Raw genomic sequence first — 17,517 nt, forward strand, 5'->3', positions numbered from 1 at the left:
ACGCCACACCACACCACACGCAGCCGGTCATCCTCCGCTCGCAACCACGAGGTCAGGCCGCATTGGATGGAGTAGAGCTGGAGTACCAGCGGCTGTACCTGCCGCCGGGTACGGACCGCCGGGCAGCCGTCCAGATCCTCACGATGCACGCCGAGTTCGGCCACTGGGAGCTCGAACGCCTACGGCTGTTCCCGGATGGCTCCCGGCGGGTAGTGCTGCGCCGCCGTCGGCGCCCCGGCGGCCTGCCCGGCTATCTGCCCACCTGACAGCCGCCCACCTGGCAGCGGACCTGGGAGGGCGTGCGCACCTCGACCACGTCCGGAGCGATCCCCGGGTCTGCAGATGCCGTCCCGACAACGCCCATCCGGCCGGCACCTCGGCTCCAGTTGCGCCGGCTCCAGTTGCGCCGGCTCCAGTTGCGCCGGCTCCAGTTGCGCCGGCTCCAGTTGCGCCGGCTCCGGCGTCGCCGGTATCCGCCTTCCGGGACCGCTCCACCGTCCAGACGTCGACCCGGAACCAGTGATCGCTCCAATGGGCGCTGTCATCGGCCCGCAGCTGCACAAACCGGCGACGCAGAACCTGCCGGGCGACCTCCAGCGCGGACAACACGCTGACCTCGATGCCCCCGGACGGCTCGGCCCGATCGGCGATCCATACGCTGCCGTCCCGGCTGACCTGCACGAGATAGGCGTAGGTGGCCCGGGGATGGTCCGCGTCCGCGTCCACCGGAGCTCCGAGGCCGATGCTGGACAGCGGATCGCCAGCCATACCCCCATCATGTCATGCATCGACGATGGCTCCTACGCGGATGGTGCCCCGCGCGCGGACAGCGGCATCTCGTCAAGCCGTACCGGCAGGTTTAGGTCAGCAGATCCGTACCGGCAGGTCCGTACCGGCAGGTCCGGTCAGCAGGCGTGCAGGAAGCGGTCGAGGACGCGGACGCCGAAGCGCAGCGAGTCGAGCGGCACCCGTTCGTCCACCCCGTGGAACATGCCGGAGAAGTCCAGGTCGGGCGGCAGCAGCAACGGGGAGAACCCGAAGCAGCGGATGCCGAGCCGGGAGAAGGACTTCGCGTCCGTGCCGCCGGAGAGCATGTAGGGCACGGCCCGGGCAATCGGGTCCTCGGCRCGCAGCGACGCGGCCATCGCCTCCACCAGCGCGCCGTCGAAGCTGGTCTCCAACGCCTGGTCGTGGACGACCCATTCGCGACGGATGTCCGGCCCGAGGATCTCGTCGAGCTGGCGGATGAACTCCTCCTCCTGACCGGGCAGATAGCGACCATCGACGTAGGCGGTGGCCTCGCCCGGGATCACGTTGACCTTGTGACCGGCCTCGAGCTGGGTCGGGTTGGCGGTGTTACGCAACGTGGCACCGATCATCCGGGCGATCGGGCCGAGCTTCGCGACGGTCGCCTCCAGGTCGTCCAGGTCGAACTCGATGCCGAGCGCCTCCCCGAGGGAGTTCAGGAACACCCGGACCGTCGKGGTCATGACCAGCGGGAAGGTGTGCCGGCCGAGCCTCGCCACCGCCTCGCACAGCGCCGTCACCGCGTTGTCATCGCTGATCATCGAACCGTGGCCGGCCCGGCCGGCAGCGGTCAGCTTCATCCAGGCGATGCCCTTCTCCGCCGTCTCGATGAGGTAAAGGCGCAGGTCGTCGGAGACGGTGTAGGAGAACCCACCGACTTCGCTGATCGCCTCGGAGCAGTCGGCAAACAGGTCGGGATGGTTCTCGACGAGCCAGCGCGCCCCGAGGACGCCGCCGGCCTCCTCGTCCGCGACGAAGGCGACGACGAGGTCCCGGGGTGGCCTGCGGCCGGTGCGGACGATGTCGCGGATGACCGCGAGGGTCATCGCGTCCATGTCCTTCATGTCCACCGCGCCCCGACCCCACAGGCAGCCGTCGGCCTCCTCGCCAGCGAACGGCGGCAGGCGCCACTCGCTGGCATCCGCCGGCACCACGTCGAGATGACCGTGGACGAGCAGCGGCGCACGCGAGGGATCCGCCCCCTCCACCCGGGTCACCACGCTGGTGCGGCCCGGGGCCGACTCCAGCAGGGTCGGCTCAAGGCCCACCTCCGCGAGCTTCGCCGCGACGTACTCCGCGATCGGGCGCTCGTTGCCGTCGCCGTTGCCGCGGTTGACCGACTCGAAGCGGAGCATCTCCCGACAGAGCTCGACCACCTCGCCCTCCGCGGAGGGGGCGGTCACCGGCAGGCGCAGGCCACCGGTGCGGTCGGGGGGGGTCGTGGACGCACTCGCCATGCCGCCTAGTCTGCCCCGTCGGGGGTGCAGCCGCCGGGGCGACCGTCTCCTGGGGCATCGACAGCTGCGCGGAACTTGAGGCGATCGACCCCCGGCTGCGGTGCGTGACCGCCATAAGCGCTTTCGACCTTGACAGGTCCGGGACGCCCCCGGCGGGCTATCGTGTGATGGCCGCGGTGGCGACGCTGGTCCCCGTCCTGCGACGGATGGCAGCCTTCCACCGGAAGGATGTCAAAGGATGTCAGCGGCGCCGTAGCCGGCGTAGTCGAGCAGGTCGTAGAGCTCCGCGCGGGTCTGCATCGCCGGGACCAGGTCGGCCTGGGTGCCCTCGGCGGCGAGCGTCGCGAGCCCCCGGATGATCGCGCCCATCGCCACGCGCAGCGTCGTCACCGGATAGATGACGGCATTGACCCCGAGGTCCGTCAGCTGCGCCGCGGTGAGCAGCGGCGACTTCCCGAACTCGGTCATGTTCGCGAGGATCGGCACGTCGACGGCGGCCCGGAACGCCGCGAACGACCGCTCGTCGGCGAGCGCCTCCGGGAAGATCATGTCAGCGCCGGCGTCAACGTAGGCACGGGCCCGGTCAATCGCCGCGGTCAGCCCCTCCACGGCGACGGCGTCGGTGCGGGCGCAGAGCACGAAGGCGTCGTCGCGGCGGGCCGCCACCGCGGCGCGCAGGCGGCGCACCATCTCGTCGCGCCCGACGACCGCCTTGTCGTCCAGGTGGCCGCAGCGCTTCGGGTTGACCTGGTCCTCCAGGTGACAGCCGGCGAGCCCGGCGTCCTCGAGCAGCCCGATCGTGCGGTGCACGTTCAGCGGCTCACCGAATCCCGTGTCGGCGTCGACGAGGGTCGGCAGGTCGGTGACCCGGGCGATCTGCCCGGCACTCGCGGCGACCTCGGTCAGCGTCGTCAGCCCGACGTCGGGCAGTCCCAGCGCCGCGGACAGCGCCGCCCCCGAGACGTAGACGCCGTCGAAACCGGTCCGTTCGATGCTCATCGCGACCAGCGGGACGAACGCGCCCGGCCAGCGTTGCAGGCGGCCGGAGGCGAGACCCGCCCRCAGCATCCGCCGCTTGTCCGCGACGGGCCGGCCGGCCGGCACCATCATGCGAAGACCCCCCTCGTCCCGCCCGTTTCCAGGGCGAGCGCGTCGGCGACGAGGGTCAGCCCGGCGAGCTCGGCCGGGGTCAGGGTGTCGAGCCGGCCGACCAGGTCGAGGAACCGGTCCTGTTCGGCGGCCGACACGACCCCCTCGGCGAGCGTACGCAGCTTGGCGACGTAGTCCGCACGCCGGAACGGCCGGGCCCCGGCCGGATGCGCGTCGGCGACGGCGATCTCGTCCACGATCGACGTCCCGTCAACGAGCGTGACCTCCACCCGCCCGCCGAAGGCCCGCTCGGCCGGGTCGGTCGCGTGGTAACGGCGGGTCCACTGCGGATCCTCCACCGTGCGGATCCGGTGCCACAGCGCGACGGTGTCGGGCCGGGCGGCCCGTTCGGGGGCGTAGGAACGTTCGTGGTGCCACGTCCCGTCCTGCAGCGCCACCGCGAAGATATACATGATCGAATGGTCGAGCGTCTCCCGGCTCGCGGTCGGATCGGCCTTCTGCGGATCCCCGGCGCCGGTGCCGATCACGTGATGCGTGTGATGGCTGGTGTGGATGACGATCTGGCGGATCGCCGCGACGTCGACCTCGAAGGAGGCTTCGGAGGAGGCCGTGGACGAGCCGGCCCCGAGAGACGAGCCGGCCCCGAGAGACGAGCCGGTCCCGGGCAGCCGGGTACGCAGCCGGCGGGCCAGGTCGATCAGCGCCTGGCTCTGGTACTCGGCGGAGTGCTCCTTGGGATAGGTGGCGAGGATGCCCCGACGGGGCTCGCCGGGTTCCGGCAGCGCCACCCGGTACACCGCGTCCGGGCCGCCGAGCAGCCAGGCGACGACCCCGTCCTCCCCCTCGTAGATCGGCGCCGGCGAGGTCTGGCCGCGCATCGCCCGGTCGACCGCCTCCACCGCCGTCTTGCCGGCGAAGGCCGGGGCGTACGCCTTCCAGGTGGAGATCTCGCCCTTGCGGGCCTGACGGGTGGTCGTCGTCGTGTGCAACGCCTGGCCGACGGCCTGGTAGATCGGCTCGGGGGGCAGGCCGAGCAGGGCACCGATCCCGGCGACGGCGGAGGGGCCCAGGTGGGCGATGTGGTCGATGCGGTGTTCGTGCAGGCAGATGCCGGTCACCAGGTCGACCTGGATCTCGTACGCGGTGGCGATCCCGTGGACCAGCTCGGCGCCGCCGCGGCCGGTGTGCTGCGCGACGGCGAGCACCGGGGGGATGTTGTCGCCCGGATGGGAGTAGTCCGCGGCCAGGTAGGTGTCGTGGAAGTCCAGTTCCCGCACGGCGACGCCGTTCGCCCAGGCCGCCCACTCCGGCGACACCCGTACTGCCCGCTCGACGCCGACGACCGTCGCTCCCGGGGTGTACGGATGGGCGAGCGCCTGGTCGCGGGCCGCGACGACCGGGCCGCGGGTCAGCGCCGCCGCGGCGACCGCCGCGTTGTCGATGATTCGGTTGCCGATCATCTCGACGACCTCCGGCGGCACCGGCACCCGCTCGGCGGCGACCTCGGCGATCTTCCAGGCAAGCTGGTCACGCCGGGGCGGCGCCTCGACGGACCGGCGGGCGCGCACCTCGTGCAGCTTCATCGGACATTCCCCCTGCCGTCTCCACGGTTCTCACCGGCCACTTTCCTCACGGCGGCGGAGCAGGTAGGTATCCATGATCCAGCCTTTACGCTCGCGGGCCTCGGCGCGGGTCCGCTCGATCAGCCCGCCGACCTCGGCGACCGGACCGTGCAGCAGGACCTCCTCCGGGGTGCCGAGGTAGGCGCCCCAGTAGATGTCGACGTCGTCGGCCGGCAGGGTCAGGAAGGTGTTCTCGGCATCGAGCATGACGACGACGTCGTCGACCCCCGGCGGGAATCCGGCGGCGAGCCGGCGACCGGTCGTGATCTCGACCGGGCCGCCGATCCGGTTCAGGATCAGCCGGTGGCGGGCGGCGAGCGCCTGCACGCTGGTGATCCCCGGGATCACCTCGTAGTCGAACCGCACCACGCCCCGCGCCACGATCCGGTCGATGATGCGCAGCGTGCTGTCGTACAGCGACGGATCACCCCAGACCAGGAACGCCCCGCAGCCATCCTCGCCCAGCTCGTCGAGCATCATCCGCTCGTACAGTGCGGCCCGGCGGGAATGCCAGTCCTCGACGGCGGCGGTGTAGTCCGTCGAGGACCGGTCGCGGCTCGGGTCACGGGCCTCGACGATCCGGTAGCCGTTCCCCTCGACGTGCCGGTCGAGGATCTCCMGCCGCARCCGGACCAGGTCCTCCTTCGCCGCCCCCTTGTCCAGGACGAAGAAGACGTCGGCCCGATTCAGCGCCTTGACGGCCTGGATCGTCAGCTGGTCGGGGTCGCCGGCACCGATGCCAATGACGAGGATCGTGCGCATCTCAGCGCGGATCGGACCCGGCCGGGCTCACCGAATCCGGGCCCGCCGAATCCGGGCCCGCCGAATCCGCCAGGCCCGGGGCGACGTCCACCCCTGGGACGATCTTGCCGGGGTTGAGGTTGCGGCCCGGGTCGATGCCGTCGAACAGCGCCGTGAGCAGGCGCACGCCGGCTGGTGAGATGTCGTCGGCGAGCCAGCGCGCGTGCTCGACGCCGACCGCGTGGTGGTGGGACAGGGTGCCGGCATGCTCGATGAAGCCCTGCTGGATCGCGGACTTCACCGTGTCGTACCCGTCGATCGCCTCCAGCGTCACCGGGGAGGCATAGGCGAACGTGAAGTACAGGCAGGCCCCGGAGTGGTACGAGTGCGACAGGTGGCACATGATCCAACCGGTCACACCGATCTCGGYGAACGCCTTGTTCGCCCGCGCGACCACCCCCCGGTACAGCGGGCCGAGCTGCGACCAGGACGTCGACGTCTCCGACACGTCGGCCATCGCGCCCTGACCGAGCAGGAAGTCCCGGATGTACGGGGTGTCGAACTTCTTCTGGTCGTAGAGCTGCCCCGGGCCGGTGCCGACACAGATCCCGCCCCGGCGCGCGACGATCGCCCCGACCAGCTTGCGCTGGGCCTTGACGTGCGCGGGTGAACCCTCGAAGCCGATGAACGACAGGCACATCTGGTCGAGGTCGTACCTGCGGACCCGGCGCAGGTACTGCTTCATACCGGCCGAGACGAGACTTGAGGCCAGGGAGCCGCGCTTGCGGGTAGCGAAGGAGAACCGCGTCTCGTTGGCGTCGGAGACCCGGGTGACCGTCGGCGCGGCCTCGCTCGCGGCGATCTCCCGCATGGCCAGCAGTGCCGCGTCCCAGGTCGGGAAGAAGTAGCCGAGGATCACGCGCTGCTCGGGCACTCGATGCACCTGCACCGTGGCCTCGGTGATGATCCCGAGCCGCCCCTCGCTGCCGAGGATCATCTCCCGCACGCTGGGGCCGGTCGACTGGCTGGGCACGGGCCGGGTGACGAGTACCCCGGCGGGGGTCACGACCCGCACCGCCCTGGTAATCTCCGCGATGTCRCCGTACTTGTCGGACTGCATGCCCGACGAGCGGGTGGCGATCCAGCCGCCGAGGGTGGAGTGGGCGAAGCTGTCCGGGAAGTGGCCGAGCGTCCAGCCCTGCGCGGCCAGCTGCTCCTCCAGACCCGGGCCGAGGGCACCGGCCTGTACGCGGGCGAGGCGGGCGTCGGCGTCGATCTCCAGCACCCGGTCGAGCCGGCCGAGGTCGACGGAGATCACCGGGCGGGTCTCGGTGCGCGGCGCCTCGAGACTGCCGGAGATGTTGGTGCCGCCGCCGAACGGGATGACGACCGCGTCCGCGGCCAGCGCCGCGGCCAGCACCGCCCGGACCGCCTCCTCGTCTCCCGGGTAGACGACGACGTCGGGCARTCGGCCGAGGTCGTGGTTACGAACCCGGACGAGGTCACGCAGGCTCTTGCCGTAGGCGTGCACGACCCGCGCCTGTGCGTCGGTGGTGACGTGCTCCGCGCCGGCGGCGTCGACAAGCGCGGCGCGCAGCGGCTCCGGCAGCACGGGGTCCGCGATCGTCAGGTCCGCGAAGGCCGGTGGCTGGGCCGGCAGGCGGGTGATGTCGAGCCCGATGTGCGTACGGATGAACGGCGCGAGGTCGGGCTTGTCACTGGGGCTGAAGGAGACACTCTCCTTGCCCCAGCCCCACCACTTCATGTGCGTGACCAACGATGGCTCCTCGACGGGGACGGACAGCGGACGACGGCTCGGGGGGACGACGGCTCGGGGGGAGGGCGGCGGACCGCTCAGGTGCCGGCGAGACGTTCGACGACCGGCGCCATGGCGGTCAACGCGTCCAGGGAGACCCCGATCGTGCTGAGGCCGAAGCGCTCGCGGCGCTCGACGAGGTCGTCGACGATCTCGTCGACCGACCCRCACAGCGCGTGCGGGGTCGCGAGCGCCTGTTCGGAGGTGAGCCCGAACCCGGCGGCCAACTGCTCGGCGACCTGGGTGCGGTTGTCGGTGACGACGACGAGGTGGACGCGGACCTGAAGGGTGAGATCGTCCCAACGGGCGCCGGCGGCCTCCCGGATCCAGCGGACCTTCTCCTCGGTCGCCGCCGTCGTCGCGTTGGCGCCGAGCGAGGCGTCGATCACCCCGCCGGCCATGTTCATGTTCAGCCCGATGATGTCGGCCTCACGGGCGGCGAGGGTCAGCAGCCGGCGCCCGCCACCACCGATCACGATCGGCGGGTGGGGCCGCTGCACCGGCTTCGGCGTCCCGTTCAGGCCGGCGACCTGGTAGTGGGTGCCGCTGTAGGTGAACGGTCCGTCGGCGAACATCCCCTTGATGACGGCGAGGGACTCGGCGAGCCGGCCGATGCGCACCCCCGGCGGATCGAGCGGCAGACCGGCTCGGGAGTAGTCGGAGGTCATCCAGCCGGCGCCGAGGCCGAGTTCGAACCGTCCGCCGGACAGCGCGTCGAGGGTCGCCGCCTCCTTGGCCAGCACCACCGGATGGCGGTAGTCGTTACTGAACACCATCGCGCCGATCCGCAGCGTCGTCGTCGCGTCGGCCGCGGCCATCAGCGCCGCGATCGGCGCGACCTGCTCGTCGAGATGGTCGGAGACGGTCAACGTCGCGTAGCCGAGATCCTCGACCCGGTGGGCGAGGTCGGCCCATGACCGGGCGCTCACCTCGGCGGGGGAGGAACACTGGATGTTGAACCGGAACGGCCGTTTGTAYGGCCCGCCGGAGACCTCGGTCACCGCAGCCACTCCTCCACTCACCGGGGCATCTCCAGGATGGGACACATCGAGGACGGGGCGCCTCGAAGACGGGACACCTCGAAGACGGGCACTCGCCGGTGGCATCCTCGAGGACGAGGCGGATACCAAGATAGCCCGTCGGGCGACCGGCGGCCGTCCCCGGCGCGACCCGACCGGCGCGACCCGACCGTCGTCAGACCGTCACCGGACCGACCCGATCGGCCCTAACCGTCACCGGACCGACCCGGCTGACCGGCGCAGCGACCGCAGGTACTCGCCGGCCGCCCGTGCCTGCTCCGGGGTCGGCGGCGGCTCGCGCAGTGCCTGGACGGCGGCACGGCGCGCCTCCCCGGTCAGCCGGTCGACGTAGAGGATCCCGTCGAGATGGTCGACCTCGTGCTGGAAGCAGCGCGCAAGCAGGCCCTCGCCGGCGTACTCGACCGRCTGCCCCGTAACGTCCACCCCGCGGACCCGCGCGGCCAGCGCCCGCGTGGTCGGGAAGTGCAGCCCCGGGACGGACAGGCATCCCTCCGGGCCGTGCTGCTGGGTCTCCCCGGACCGCTGGGTCTCCCCGGACCGCTGGGTCTCCCCGGACCGCTGGGTCTCCCCGGACCGCTGGGTCTCCCCGGACCGCTGGGTCTCCCCGGACCGCTGGATCCCGCCAGGCCGCTGGGTCTCCCCGGGCCGCCCCGGGTCCGGGCCGAGTTCCAGCACCGGGTTCACCACCACCCGCGGCACCCGTGGTACCGACTCGTCACGCGGGTCGTAGTCGACGTCGAAGACGAACAGGCGCAGCCCGACCMCGATCTGCGGGGCGGCAAGCCCCACCCCGGGCGCGTCGTACATGGTGTCGATCATGTCGGTGACCAGCCGACCGAGCGCAGTGTCGAACTCCGTGACCAGCGTGGTCGGAGTGCGCAGAACGGGATCACCAACGGTGCGGATCGGGAGCACGGTCATGCGGGATACTGTGCCACGTGAATCGTGAAGGACACCTGGATCGTGAAGGACAGTCAGACGGATCGTGACGGCCGGCGTGGCGATCCGTCCGCCGCCGGGATCGCCGCGTTGCGCGCCCGCGGGGAGCGGGTTACCCCGGCCCGCCGGGCGGTGCTCCAGGTACTCGCCGGCACGAGCGAGCACCTGTCCGTTGACGACGTCTTCGCCCGGGCGGAGACGATCGTCCCGGGCATGCACCGCACCACCGTCTATCGCGCGGTGGAGACCCTCGGCGACCTCGGCCTGGTCACCCACGTCCACCCCGACCACGGGCCGGCCGTCTACCACCTGGCGGCGGCCCTCACCGGCGGCGCCCACCTGCACGTCCGGTGCCGCTCCTGCGGCACGATCCTCGACGTGCCCGCGGACCTGCTCGACGACGTCGCGCGTCGGCTCGCCACCACCGTCGGGTTCACCCTGCAGCCCGACCACGCCGCCCTTGCCGGTCGGTGCCGCGCCTGTTCGGTGACGTCCCCGTCCGTGGACGGGGACCTCGCACCCGCATGACGAGGGTCCGCACCCGCATGACGAGGGTCCGCGCCGGCGCGGCGAGGACCGCGCGCCGGCGTAATCTCGCAGGTACCGACTATCGCGAGGAGGCTGCGGGGATGCCGCCGGAGCAGGGCCCGGTCGTGCTGGGCATCGAGACGTCCTGCGACGAGACCGGGGTGGGGCTCGTCCGGAACGGCACGCTGCTGGGCGAGGCCCTGTCGACGAGCATGGACCAGCACGCCCGCTACGGCGGGGTGGTCCCCGAGATCGCCGCCCGGGCCCACGTGCAGGCGCTGGTGCCCTGCGTGCGCGCGGCGCTGTCCTCGGCGGGGCTGTTCGTGGCGGACATCGGCGCCGTCGCGGTCACCGCCGGCCCCGGCCTCGCCACCGCCCTGCACGTCGGGGTGGCCGCGGCGAAGGCGTACGCCACGGCGCTCGATGTTCCCCTCTACGGCGTGCACCATCTCGCCGGTCACCTCGCCGCGGACCTCGTCGACGGCGAACCGCTACCCGATCCCCTCATCGCCCTGATCGTCTCCGGCGGGCACACGTCGCTGCTGCGGGTGGGGGACCTCGCTCGCGACCCGATCACCCACCTCGGCGACACGCTTGACGACGCGGCCGGGGAGTGCTTCGACAAGGTCGCCCGGGTGCTCGGCCTGCCCTATCCGGGCGGTCCCGCGGTCGACCGAGCCGCGGTCGGCCACGATGCGACGGCGCTGGCCTTCCCCCGGCYGCTGACCGGCCGGGCGGACGCGCCCTACACCTTCTCGTTCTCGGGGCTGAAGACCGCCGTCGCCCGATGGGTCGAGTCGCATCCCGACTCCCCCGTACCGGCCGGCGATGTGATCGCATCCTTCCAGGAGGCAGTCGTCGACGTGCTCACCGCCAAGGCGGTCCGTGCCTGCCTCGACCACGGGATCGGTGACCTGCTCATCGTCGGCGGGGTCGCGGCGAACAGCCGGCTGCGGGCGCTGGCGGCCAGCCGCTGCGAGCAGACCGGCATCCGGCTGCGGATACCGGCCCGCCGGCGGTGCACGGACAACGGCGTGATGATCGCGGCGTTGGGTGACCTGCTCGTCCGCGCCGGCGCCGAGCCCTCCCCCGCCGAGCTCACCGCCATGCCGGGCGCGTTCCTCGAACGGGCCCAGCTCGGCACCGCGCTGCCGGCCCTGCACGCCGCGTGAGCACCGGCGGGCCCCTCGAACGGGAGAAGCGCGACGATGCACCTCGGACATGAGGAGTTCCAGAGAACTGACGGGCGGGCCAGCACGGGGCCAGCTGACGCGGGGCCAGCCGGCGCCGGGCGGGCGCCGCGGATCGGGGTCGGCGGCCCGGTGGGCAGCGGTAAGACGGCCCTGGTCGCCGCGCTGTGCCGGGCCCTGTCGTCGAGCCTGCGCATCGGGGTGGTGACGAACGACATCTACACCACCGAGGACGCCGACTTCCTGCGCCGGGCCGGCGTGCTCGATCCCGAGCGGATCCGCGCGGTCGAGACCGGCTGCTGCCCGCACACCGCGATTCGCGACGACATCACCGCGAACCTTGACATGGTCGAGGACCTGGAGGCCGACACCGGCCCCCTGGACCTGGTCCTCGTCGAGTCCGGTGGTGACAATCTCACCGCGACGTTCAGCTACGGGCTAATCGACCGGCAGATCTTCGTCGTCGACGTCGCCGGGGGCGACAAGGTGCCCCGCAAGGGCGGACCGGGGGTGACCGGCAGCGACCTGCTGGTCATCAACAAGACCGATCTGGCCCCCCTGGTGGGCGCCGACCTCGAYGTCATGGCCCGGGACGCGACCGCGGCCCGCGGTGCCCGTCCGGTGGTGTTCACCTCGCTCACCGCCGACCCCACGGCCGCGGACGTGACCGCCTGGGTACGGGCCCAGCTCGCCGAACTGTCCCCGCGCGGCGGTTCCTACGATGCGTCCGATGCGTCTAATGCGTCGCAACCTTTAAATAGGATGTGAGAGCGTCGTAGCGGTGAGGGGTTTCATGGCGGTGAGGGGTTCCAGGGGACCGGTGCCGGGCGACGGAGGTCCGCCCCTGGTGGGATACACCCTGCGCTACCTGCATGACCCTGCCCAGCACTGGCGGCAGCGCTACGACCGGTATGGCCCGGTGTCATGGGAGCGGACCTTCGGGCTGCGGGTGGTGAGCCTGCTCGGCCCGGACGCCACCGGCTTGGCGCTGCGCAACCATGAGCAGGCATTCGCGAACGGCCCGGGGCAGCAACGGATAGCCGGACCGTTCTTTCGGCGCGGATTGAGCATGCTCGACTTCGACGAGCACCGCCACCACCGTCGGATCCTCGCCGGCGCGTTCGCCCCGGACAGACTGCGCGGCTATCTCGCCGGGATGAACCCGTCCATCGAACGGGGCGTCGCGGGGTGGCGGCCGGGCGCGAGGTTCCAGGTTTATCCCGCGGTCAAACAGCTCACCCTCGAACTGGCGACCCGGATCTTCATGGGTGAACGGCTGGGACCGGAAGCCGACCGGTTCAACGCCGCGCTGTTCGCCTGCATCCGCGCGCCGGGCGCGGTGGTCCGCGTGCCGGCACCCGGGCTACGTTGGTCGCGTGGCTTGGYCGGGCGCCGGTACCTGGAGGAGTTCCTGCGGCTGCGGGTGCCCGCGAAACGAGCCGGGAGCGGCACCGACATGTTCAGCCGGCTCTGCCACGCCGAGGCCGAGGACGGCAGCAGGCTGAGCGACGACGACGTCGTCAACCACATGATCCTGATGATGGTGGCCGCGCACGACACGTCCACGATCACGATGACCAGCATGAGCTACTATTTGGCACGGCATCCGGAGTGGCAGCAGCGGTGCCGCGAGGAGTCGCTCGCCCTCGGCACGCCAGCGGTGGACCATGCCGACCTCGATCGGCTGCCGTCACTCGCTCTGGTCATGAAGGAGGCGCTGCGCCTGGTCACGCCGGTGCCGATCCTCCTGCGCGCCACAGTGAAAGACATCGACGTGCTCGGCGTCACGGTGCCCGCCGGTACCGTGGCCGCCCTCGCGCTCGCCTTCACCCACCAGATRCCGGAGTACTGGCCGAGCCCGGAACGGTTCGACCCGGAGCGGTTCGCGGACCACCGTCGCGAGGACAAGGTACATCCCTACGCCTGGCAACCGTTCGGTGGCGGGCCACATACCTGCATCGGTCTGCACTTCGCCGGTCAGCAGGTGAAGGCGATCCTGCACCAGATGCTGCTGCGGTACCGGTGGAGCCTGGCACCGGGCTACCGGATCTCATTAGACCGTTTCCCGCTGCCTGTTCCACGGGACGGGCTACCGGTCCAGCTGGAAAAGATCACCTGACCACCTGACCGACCGGCAGACCTACCGGTGCGGCCGCGGCTCGATAGAGGAGTTCGACATCCACCGCGAGATCGGCCGCCACCTGAGCTTCGGCTACGGCATCCACCACTGCCTCGGCGCCRCACTGGCCCGCATCGAGGGCAAGGTGGCCCTGGACGAGGTCCTCACCCGCTTCCTCGACTGGGAAATCGCCTGGGACAACGCCGTCCAAGCCCGTACCTCCACGGTCCGCGGCTGGGCATCGATGCCCGTGCGTGTCTCGTAGCGTCCCGTAAGGCCCGTAAGGCCCGGCGGCCAGCCCCGCTGCCCGCGTGGTGTCCCCGGCCCCGCCTCACCGGCATCGAAAGTCCGTTCCCGTGCGGCTGGGTCCGGCACCCTCCGTCGAGGACAGGGGGCCGACAGCGTGCGTTGGCTTCGGTCCTGGCGCGGAGGCCGGGCCGGGCGAGTGCGTGTCAGGAGAGCTTCGAGGGCCACCAGATCTTCGGACCGAGGTCATGGCTCAGCGCCRGCACGAGGACCGAGCGGACCAGAACCGTGTCCAGCAGCACCCCGAAGGCCACCGAGAAACCCACCTGGGCCAGGAAGACCAGCGGGAGGACGCCGAGCACGGCGAACGTCCCGGCGAGGACGATCCCGGCCGAGGTGATGACCCCGCCCGTGACCGCGAGGCCGCGCACGATGCCGCTACGGGTGCCGTGGATGAGGGTCTCCTCCCGGACCCTGGTCATCAGGAAGATGTTGTAGTCGATCCCCAGGGCGACGAGGAAGATGAACGCAAACAGCGGGAAGCCGGGATCCGCGTTGGCGAACCCGAAGACGTGGTTGAACRCCACCGCGCTCACGCCCAGCGTCGCGGCAAACGAGAGCACCACCGTCGCGATCAGGAGGACCGGGGCGAGCAGCGCCCGCAACAGGACGCCGAGCACGAGGAGGATGACGACCAGCACGATCGGGATGATCAGGTTGCGATCGTGGCGCGAGGCGTTCTGGGTGTCGAGATTGATCGCCGACTGGCCACCGACCAGGGCGTTCGCCCCGGGCACCTCCCGGACGACCCGTCGGATCGCAGTGATCGTGTTGTAAGCCTCGGCGGTGTCATAACGGTGGACGATGGCGGCGTCGATGGCGATTCGACCGTCAACCGGGGCGACCTGGACCGACTTCGGGGCGCATCMGTCGGAACCCCTCGCCGCCGGACGCCCACCGGACGCCAACCGGGCGGCGAGTTTGGCGTAGTCGACCTCCACGCAGACCGAGCCGGGAGCGGTGGCGACGCCGTCGACCTTCCGGACGGCGGCGATGACGTCCGCGGCGGCAACGGTGTTGGTGATGATGACGGCCGGGGCGCCCTGCCCCTGGCTGAAGTTGGCGTCGAAGATCTCCTGGCCGACGATCGCCTCCGGCCGCCCCGTCAGRCTGTCCGTCGTCGACAGGCCGTCGACCTTCAGGGTGACGATCAGGGACGAGCAGGCCAGCAACACGACCGTCGTGACGATCCAGGCCCACCGGGCCCGGCGGACGAGGCCTCCGGCGAAGCGTGCCCAGAGACCGTGACCGGCGAGGTCGGCCTGGTGATCGACGCGGGGAATGCGAGGCCAGAAGATCCAGCGCCCGGCGATCACCAGGAACACCGGCAGGAAGATCAGCATGATCAGGGCTGTGCAGGCGATGCCGATCGCCGCCACCGGCCCGAGGCTGCGGGTGGAGTTCAGTTCCCCGAGGCTCAGGCAGAGCAGGCCGAGGATCACCGTTACCGCCGAGGCGGTAATCGCCGGAGCGGCGCCCCGCCAGGCCACGATCATCGCCTGGATCCGGCTGGGGTAGGCGTGCAGCTCCTCCCGATAGCGGCTCACCAGCAGCAGCGCGTAGTCGGTGCCGGCGCCGATGACCAGCACCGACAGGATGCCCTGGCCCTGTCCGTTGAGGGTGAGGACGTTGTTCTTGGCCAACGGATAGATAATCAGCGCCGAGACGCCGAGCGCGAGCACCGCGCTGAACAGCGGGAAGAACCACAACACCGGGCTGCGATAGACGAGCAGCAGGATGCCCACGACGACGAGGCCCGCGGCGAGCAGCAACAGCCCGTCGAGGCCGGAGAATGCCTCGATGAAGGCGACGAGCAGACCCCCCGGCCCGGCCGGGTGCACGGCGAGACCGGCCGGTGCCCCGTCGCGGGCGGCCGCGACGACGGCCTTCTCGACGTCGACGAGCTCATCACCCTTGACCTCGCGGCCGCCGTCCTGGGCGACGAGCGGCACGGCCACGGCGGCCACAGCGCCGTTGCGGGCGAACTGGGGCGGCCCGAGCTGGCCGGCGTCCACCCCGTGAATCCCGGCGAAGGACCTCACGTCGGCGGTGATCTTGGCTTTGTCCTGCGCGGTCAGCCCGCCCTGGCGGTCGTAGACGACGAAGCCGGGAATCGTCCGCACGGAGCGAAACTGCCGCGACGCGGTGTCGACCTTGGTCGACTCGGCCGAGTTCGGGAGGTAGGCGGCATTGTCGTTCTTCTGGACCTCACCGAGCTTGCCCTGGTAGGACCCGCCGACGCCGCCGAGCAGGAGCCAGCCGACGGCCAAGACCGCGAAGACGTAGACGATGCGTGGCCGGCGGGCGCGCGCCGGACGGCCACCGGAACCGGCGGGGCCGGAAGCGGAATCCGCCAGGGTGCCGTTGCCGTCCCCGGCGACAGCCGGCCCCGGCGGGGGCGGTGCTGCTGGCGCTGGCGGGGTCTGCGCCCGTGCCACCGACCCGCCGCTGTCCCTGACCTCGGACTCGTCCCCGCTGGTCATGCCCGTCTCCCCACGCCGAACGCACATCCTGCCCAACGATGGCGATTCTGGCGCATGCCACCGACAGAACTCGTAGGCCCCACCGGCCGGCTGGCGAAGAACCGATGAAAACCTTCACGTCAGGGATGTGACCCGCAAGCCCGGGGTGACTCGGTGCGGTAAGCGGCTCGCGATGACCGTCAGCCCGGACCGTCAGCCCGGACCGTCAGCCCGGACCGTCAGCCCGGACCGTCCGTCCCGGTGGCGGCCTGYGCAGCGAGCAGGGTGTTGCGCAGCAGCATCGCGATCGTCATCGGCCCCACCCCGCCCGGCACCGGGGTCAATTTCCCGGCCACCTCGCGCACCGCCTCGAAATCCACGTCGCCACGCAGGCCCTGCGGGGTCCGGTGCATGCCGACGTCGATGACGGTGGCGCCCGGCTTCACCGCGTCGGCGCCGATGATCGCCTGCTTTCCCGCTGCGACGACGAGCACGTCGGCGCCGCGGCAGACCGCCGCCAGGTCCCGTGTACGGGAGTGACAGATCGTTAGGGTCGCGTTACGTCCCACCAGCAGCGCTGCCACCGGACGACCGACCAGCTCCGAACGACCGACGACGACCGTGGGCGTACCGGACAACTCGACGTCGTAGGAGTCCAGCAACTCGATGATCCCGGACGGTGTGCAGGGCCGCAGACCCGGCAGACCCCGGGCGAGCAGACCGACGCTGGCGGTGGTGAGCCCGTCAACGTCCTTCCCGGGTGGGATCCGGCCGACGAGCGCGGCCCCGTCCAAGCCTTCGGGCACCGGAAGCTGCAGCAGAATACCCGACACGGCCGGATCGGCGGCAAGATCATCCAAGAGCGCCGCGACCTTCTCCTGGGAGGTGTCGGCCGGCAGGTGTTGATGCAGGTCGGCCATGCCGGCCTCGACACAGGCCCGACGCTTGCCACCGACGTACACGGCGGACGCGGGGTCGTCACCCACGAGCACGGTCGCGAGGCCGGGCTGGATGCCGGTCCGGTCGCGGAACTCAGCGACCTCCCTGGCCACGTTCTCACGCACTCTGCGGGCGACGGCCTTGCCGTCGATTATCACTGCGCTCACTATCGGCCCTTCGCGTCACGGTCGTCAGATCATGTCCGGGTTCTATTCGGGTCTCCGATCCGGTCTCCAAGCCGGGTCATGCCCGGGTCAGCCAGGCGTCCGGCGCGGTCCCCCGACATCCGGCGGAGCCCGAGCGAGCACGCTACGCCAACATGGCACACAGGTGCCCGGTACCGTCATACCCACCACCGAGGGGAACCCTCGGCGCGGGAAGCACCGACGCCGGCCACATTGTCCGGCCACATTGTGGGGAGCAAGGCACGGTCCAGGGAYC

At 71.3% G+C, this 17,517-nt stretch carries 14 protein-coding genes and 1 pseudogene; 6 read left to right on the plus strand and 9 right to left on the minus strand.

All coding sequences use genetic code 11. The features are described 5' to 3' along the window. Positions 1 to 62: 62 nt before the first annotated feature. On the plus strand, positions 63 to 266 hold the full coding sequence (locus CcI156_RS13755; RefSeq protein WP_011437049.1) for a DUF5703 family protein: 204 nt from the start codon (positions 63 to 65) through the stop codon (positions 264 to 266). Positions 267 to 905: 639 nt separating this feature from the next. Here CcI156_RS13755 and CcI156_RS13765 read toward each other — a convergent pair. From CcI156_RS13765 to CcI156_RS13795, 7 genes are all read right to left on the minus strand, one after another. Beyond that, entirely contained in the window at positions 906 to 2,264 is a 1,359-nt protein-coding gene (locus tag CcI156_RS13765) for a M20/M25/M40 family metallo-hydrolase (protein WP_083718525.1), read from the minus strand. Between the two features lie 231 nt (positions 2,265 to 2,495). Next, entirely contained in the window at positions 2,496 to 3,374 is an 879-nt protein-coding gene (prpB, locus tag CcI156_RS13770) for a methylisocitrate lyase (RefSeq protein ID WP_083718527.1), read from the minus strand. Then, complete coding sequence (locus CcI156_RS13775) at positions 3,371 to 4,957, minus strand: MmgE/PrpD family protein (RefSeq protein ID WP_023841055.1); 1,587 nt, start codon at positions 4,955 to 4,957, stop codon at positions 3,371 to 3,373. The genes prpB and CcI156_RS13775 overlap by 4 nt, the downstream gene beginning before the upstream one ends. Before the next feature lie 30 nt (positions 4,958 to 4,987). Further along, complete coding sequence (gene cobF, locus CcI156_RS13780) at positions 4,988 to 5,758, minus strand: precorrin-6A synthase (deacetylating) (RefSeq protein WP_076806068.1); 771 nt, start codon at positions 5,756 to 5,758, stop codon at positions 4,988 to 4,990. 1 nt (position 5,759) lies between these two features. Continuing rightward, positions 5,760 to 7,514: an FAD-binding oxidoreductase gene (locus CcI156_RS13785; protein WP_076806071.1), complete on the minus strand. Its 1,755-nt coding sequence runs from the start codon at positions 7,512 to 7,514 to the stop codon at positions 5,760 to 5,762. A 77-nt stretch (positions 7,515 to 7,591) separates the two neighbouring features. Further along, positions 7,592 to 8,554, minus strand: a complete 963-nt coding sequence (locus tag CcI156_RS13790) for an LLM class F420-dependent oxidoreductase (RefSeq protein ID WP_023841053.1) — start codon at positions 8,552 to 8,554, stop codon at positions 7,592 to 7,594. 231 nt (positions 8,555 to 8,785) lie between these two features. Further along, positions 8,786 to 9,514: a peptide deformylase gene (locus CcI156_RS13795; protein WP_076806073.1), complete on the minus strand. Its 729-nt coding sequence runs from the start codon at positions 9,512 to 9,514 to the stop codon at positions 8,786 to 8,788. 24 nt (positions 9,515 to 9,538) lie between these two features. Here CcI156_RS13795 and CcI156_RS13800 point away from each other — a divergent pair, with 24 nt between their 5' ends. From CcI156_RS13800 to CcI156_RS13820, 5 genes and pseudogenes are all read left to right on the plus strand, one after another. Then, the gene (locus CcI156_RS13800; RefSeq protein WP_011437058.1) at positions 9,539 to 10,060 is read left to right on the plus strand and encodes a Fur family transcriptional regulator; all 522 of its coding nucleotides are present in this window, start codon (positions 9,539 to 9,541) and stop codon (positions 10,058 to 10,060) included. A 101-nt stretch (positions 10,061 to 10,161) separates the two neighbouring features. Continuing rightward, entirely contained in the window at positions 10,162 to 11,232 is a 1,071-nt protein-coding gene (tsaD, locus tag CcI156_RS13805; protein WP_076806096.1) for a tRNA (adenosine(37)-N6)-threonylcarbamoyltransferase complex transferase subunit TsaD, read from the plus strand. 36 nt (positions 11,233 to 11,268) lie between these two features. After that, positions 11,269 to 12,018 (plus strand): urease accessory protein UreG, encoded by a 750-nt coding sequence (gene ureG / locus CcI156_RS13810; protein WP_011437060.1) that lies wholly within the window; start codon positions 11,269 to 11,271, stop codon positions 12,016 to 12,018. 25 nt (positions 12,019 to 12,043) lie between these two features. Further along, positions 12,044 to 13,369: a cytochrome P450 gene (locus CcI156_RS13815; RefSeq protein ID WP_076806075.1), complete on the plus strand. Its 1,326-nt coding sequence runs from the start codon at positions 12,044 to 12,046 to the stop codon at positions 13,367 to 13,369. 46 nt (positions 13,370 to 13,415) lie between these two features. After that, positions 13,416 to 13,634: pseudogene (locus CcI156_RS13820) on the plus strand (cytochrome P450); the annotation flags it as partial. Positions 13,635 to 13,821: 187 nt separating this feature from the next. On the opposite strand, the gene CcI156_RS13825 reads toward CcI156_RS13820, so the two are convergent. Together CcI156_RS13825 and folD are read right to left on the minus strand one after the other, a co-directional pair. Next, positions 13,822 to 16,158, minus strand: a complete 2,337-nt coding sequence (locus CcI156_RS13825) for an MMPL family transporter (protein WP_076806077.1) — start codon at positions 16,156 to 16,158, stop codon at positions 13,822 to 13,824. A gap of 218 nt (positions 16,159 to 16,376) precedes the next feature. Further along, positions 16,377 to 17,243 (minus strand): bifunctional methylenetetrahydrofolate dehydrogenase/methenyltetrahydrofolate cyclohydrolase FolD, encoded by an 867-nt coding sequence (gene folD, locus CcI156_RS13830; protein WP_011437064.1) that lies wholly within the window; start codon positions 17,241 to 17,243, stop codon positions 16,377 to 16,379. Positions 17,244 to 17,517: the final 274 nt, after the last annotated feature.

Source organism: Frankia sp. CcI156 (assembly GCF_001983015.1).
In the GTDB taxonomy this organism is placed as follows: Bacteria; Actinomycetota; Actinomycetes; order Frankiales; family Frankiaceae; genus Frankia; species Frankia casuarinae.

Excerpts from the sequence above, each read along its gene's own strand:
- CcI156_RS13775 (WP_023841055.1), bottom strand. The coding sequence starts at position 4,957 with ATGAAGCTGCACGAGGTGCGCGCCCGCCGGTCCGTCGAGGCGCCGCCC.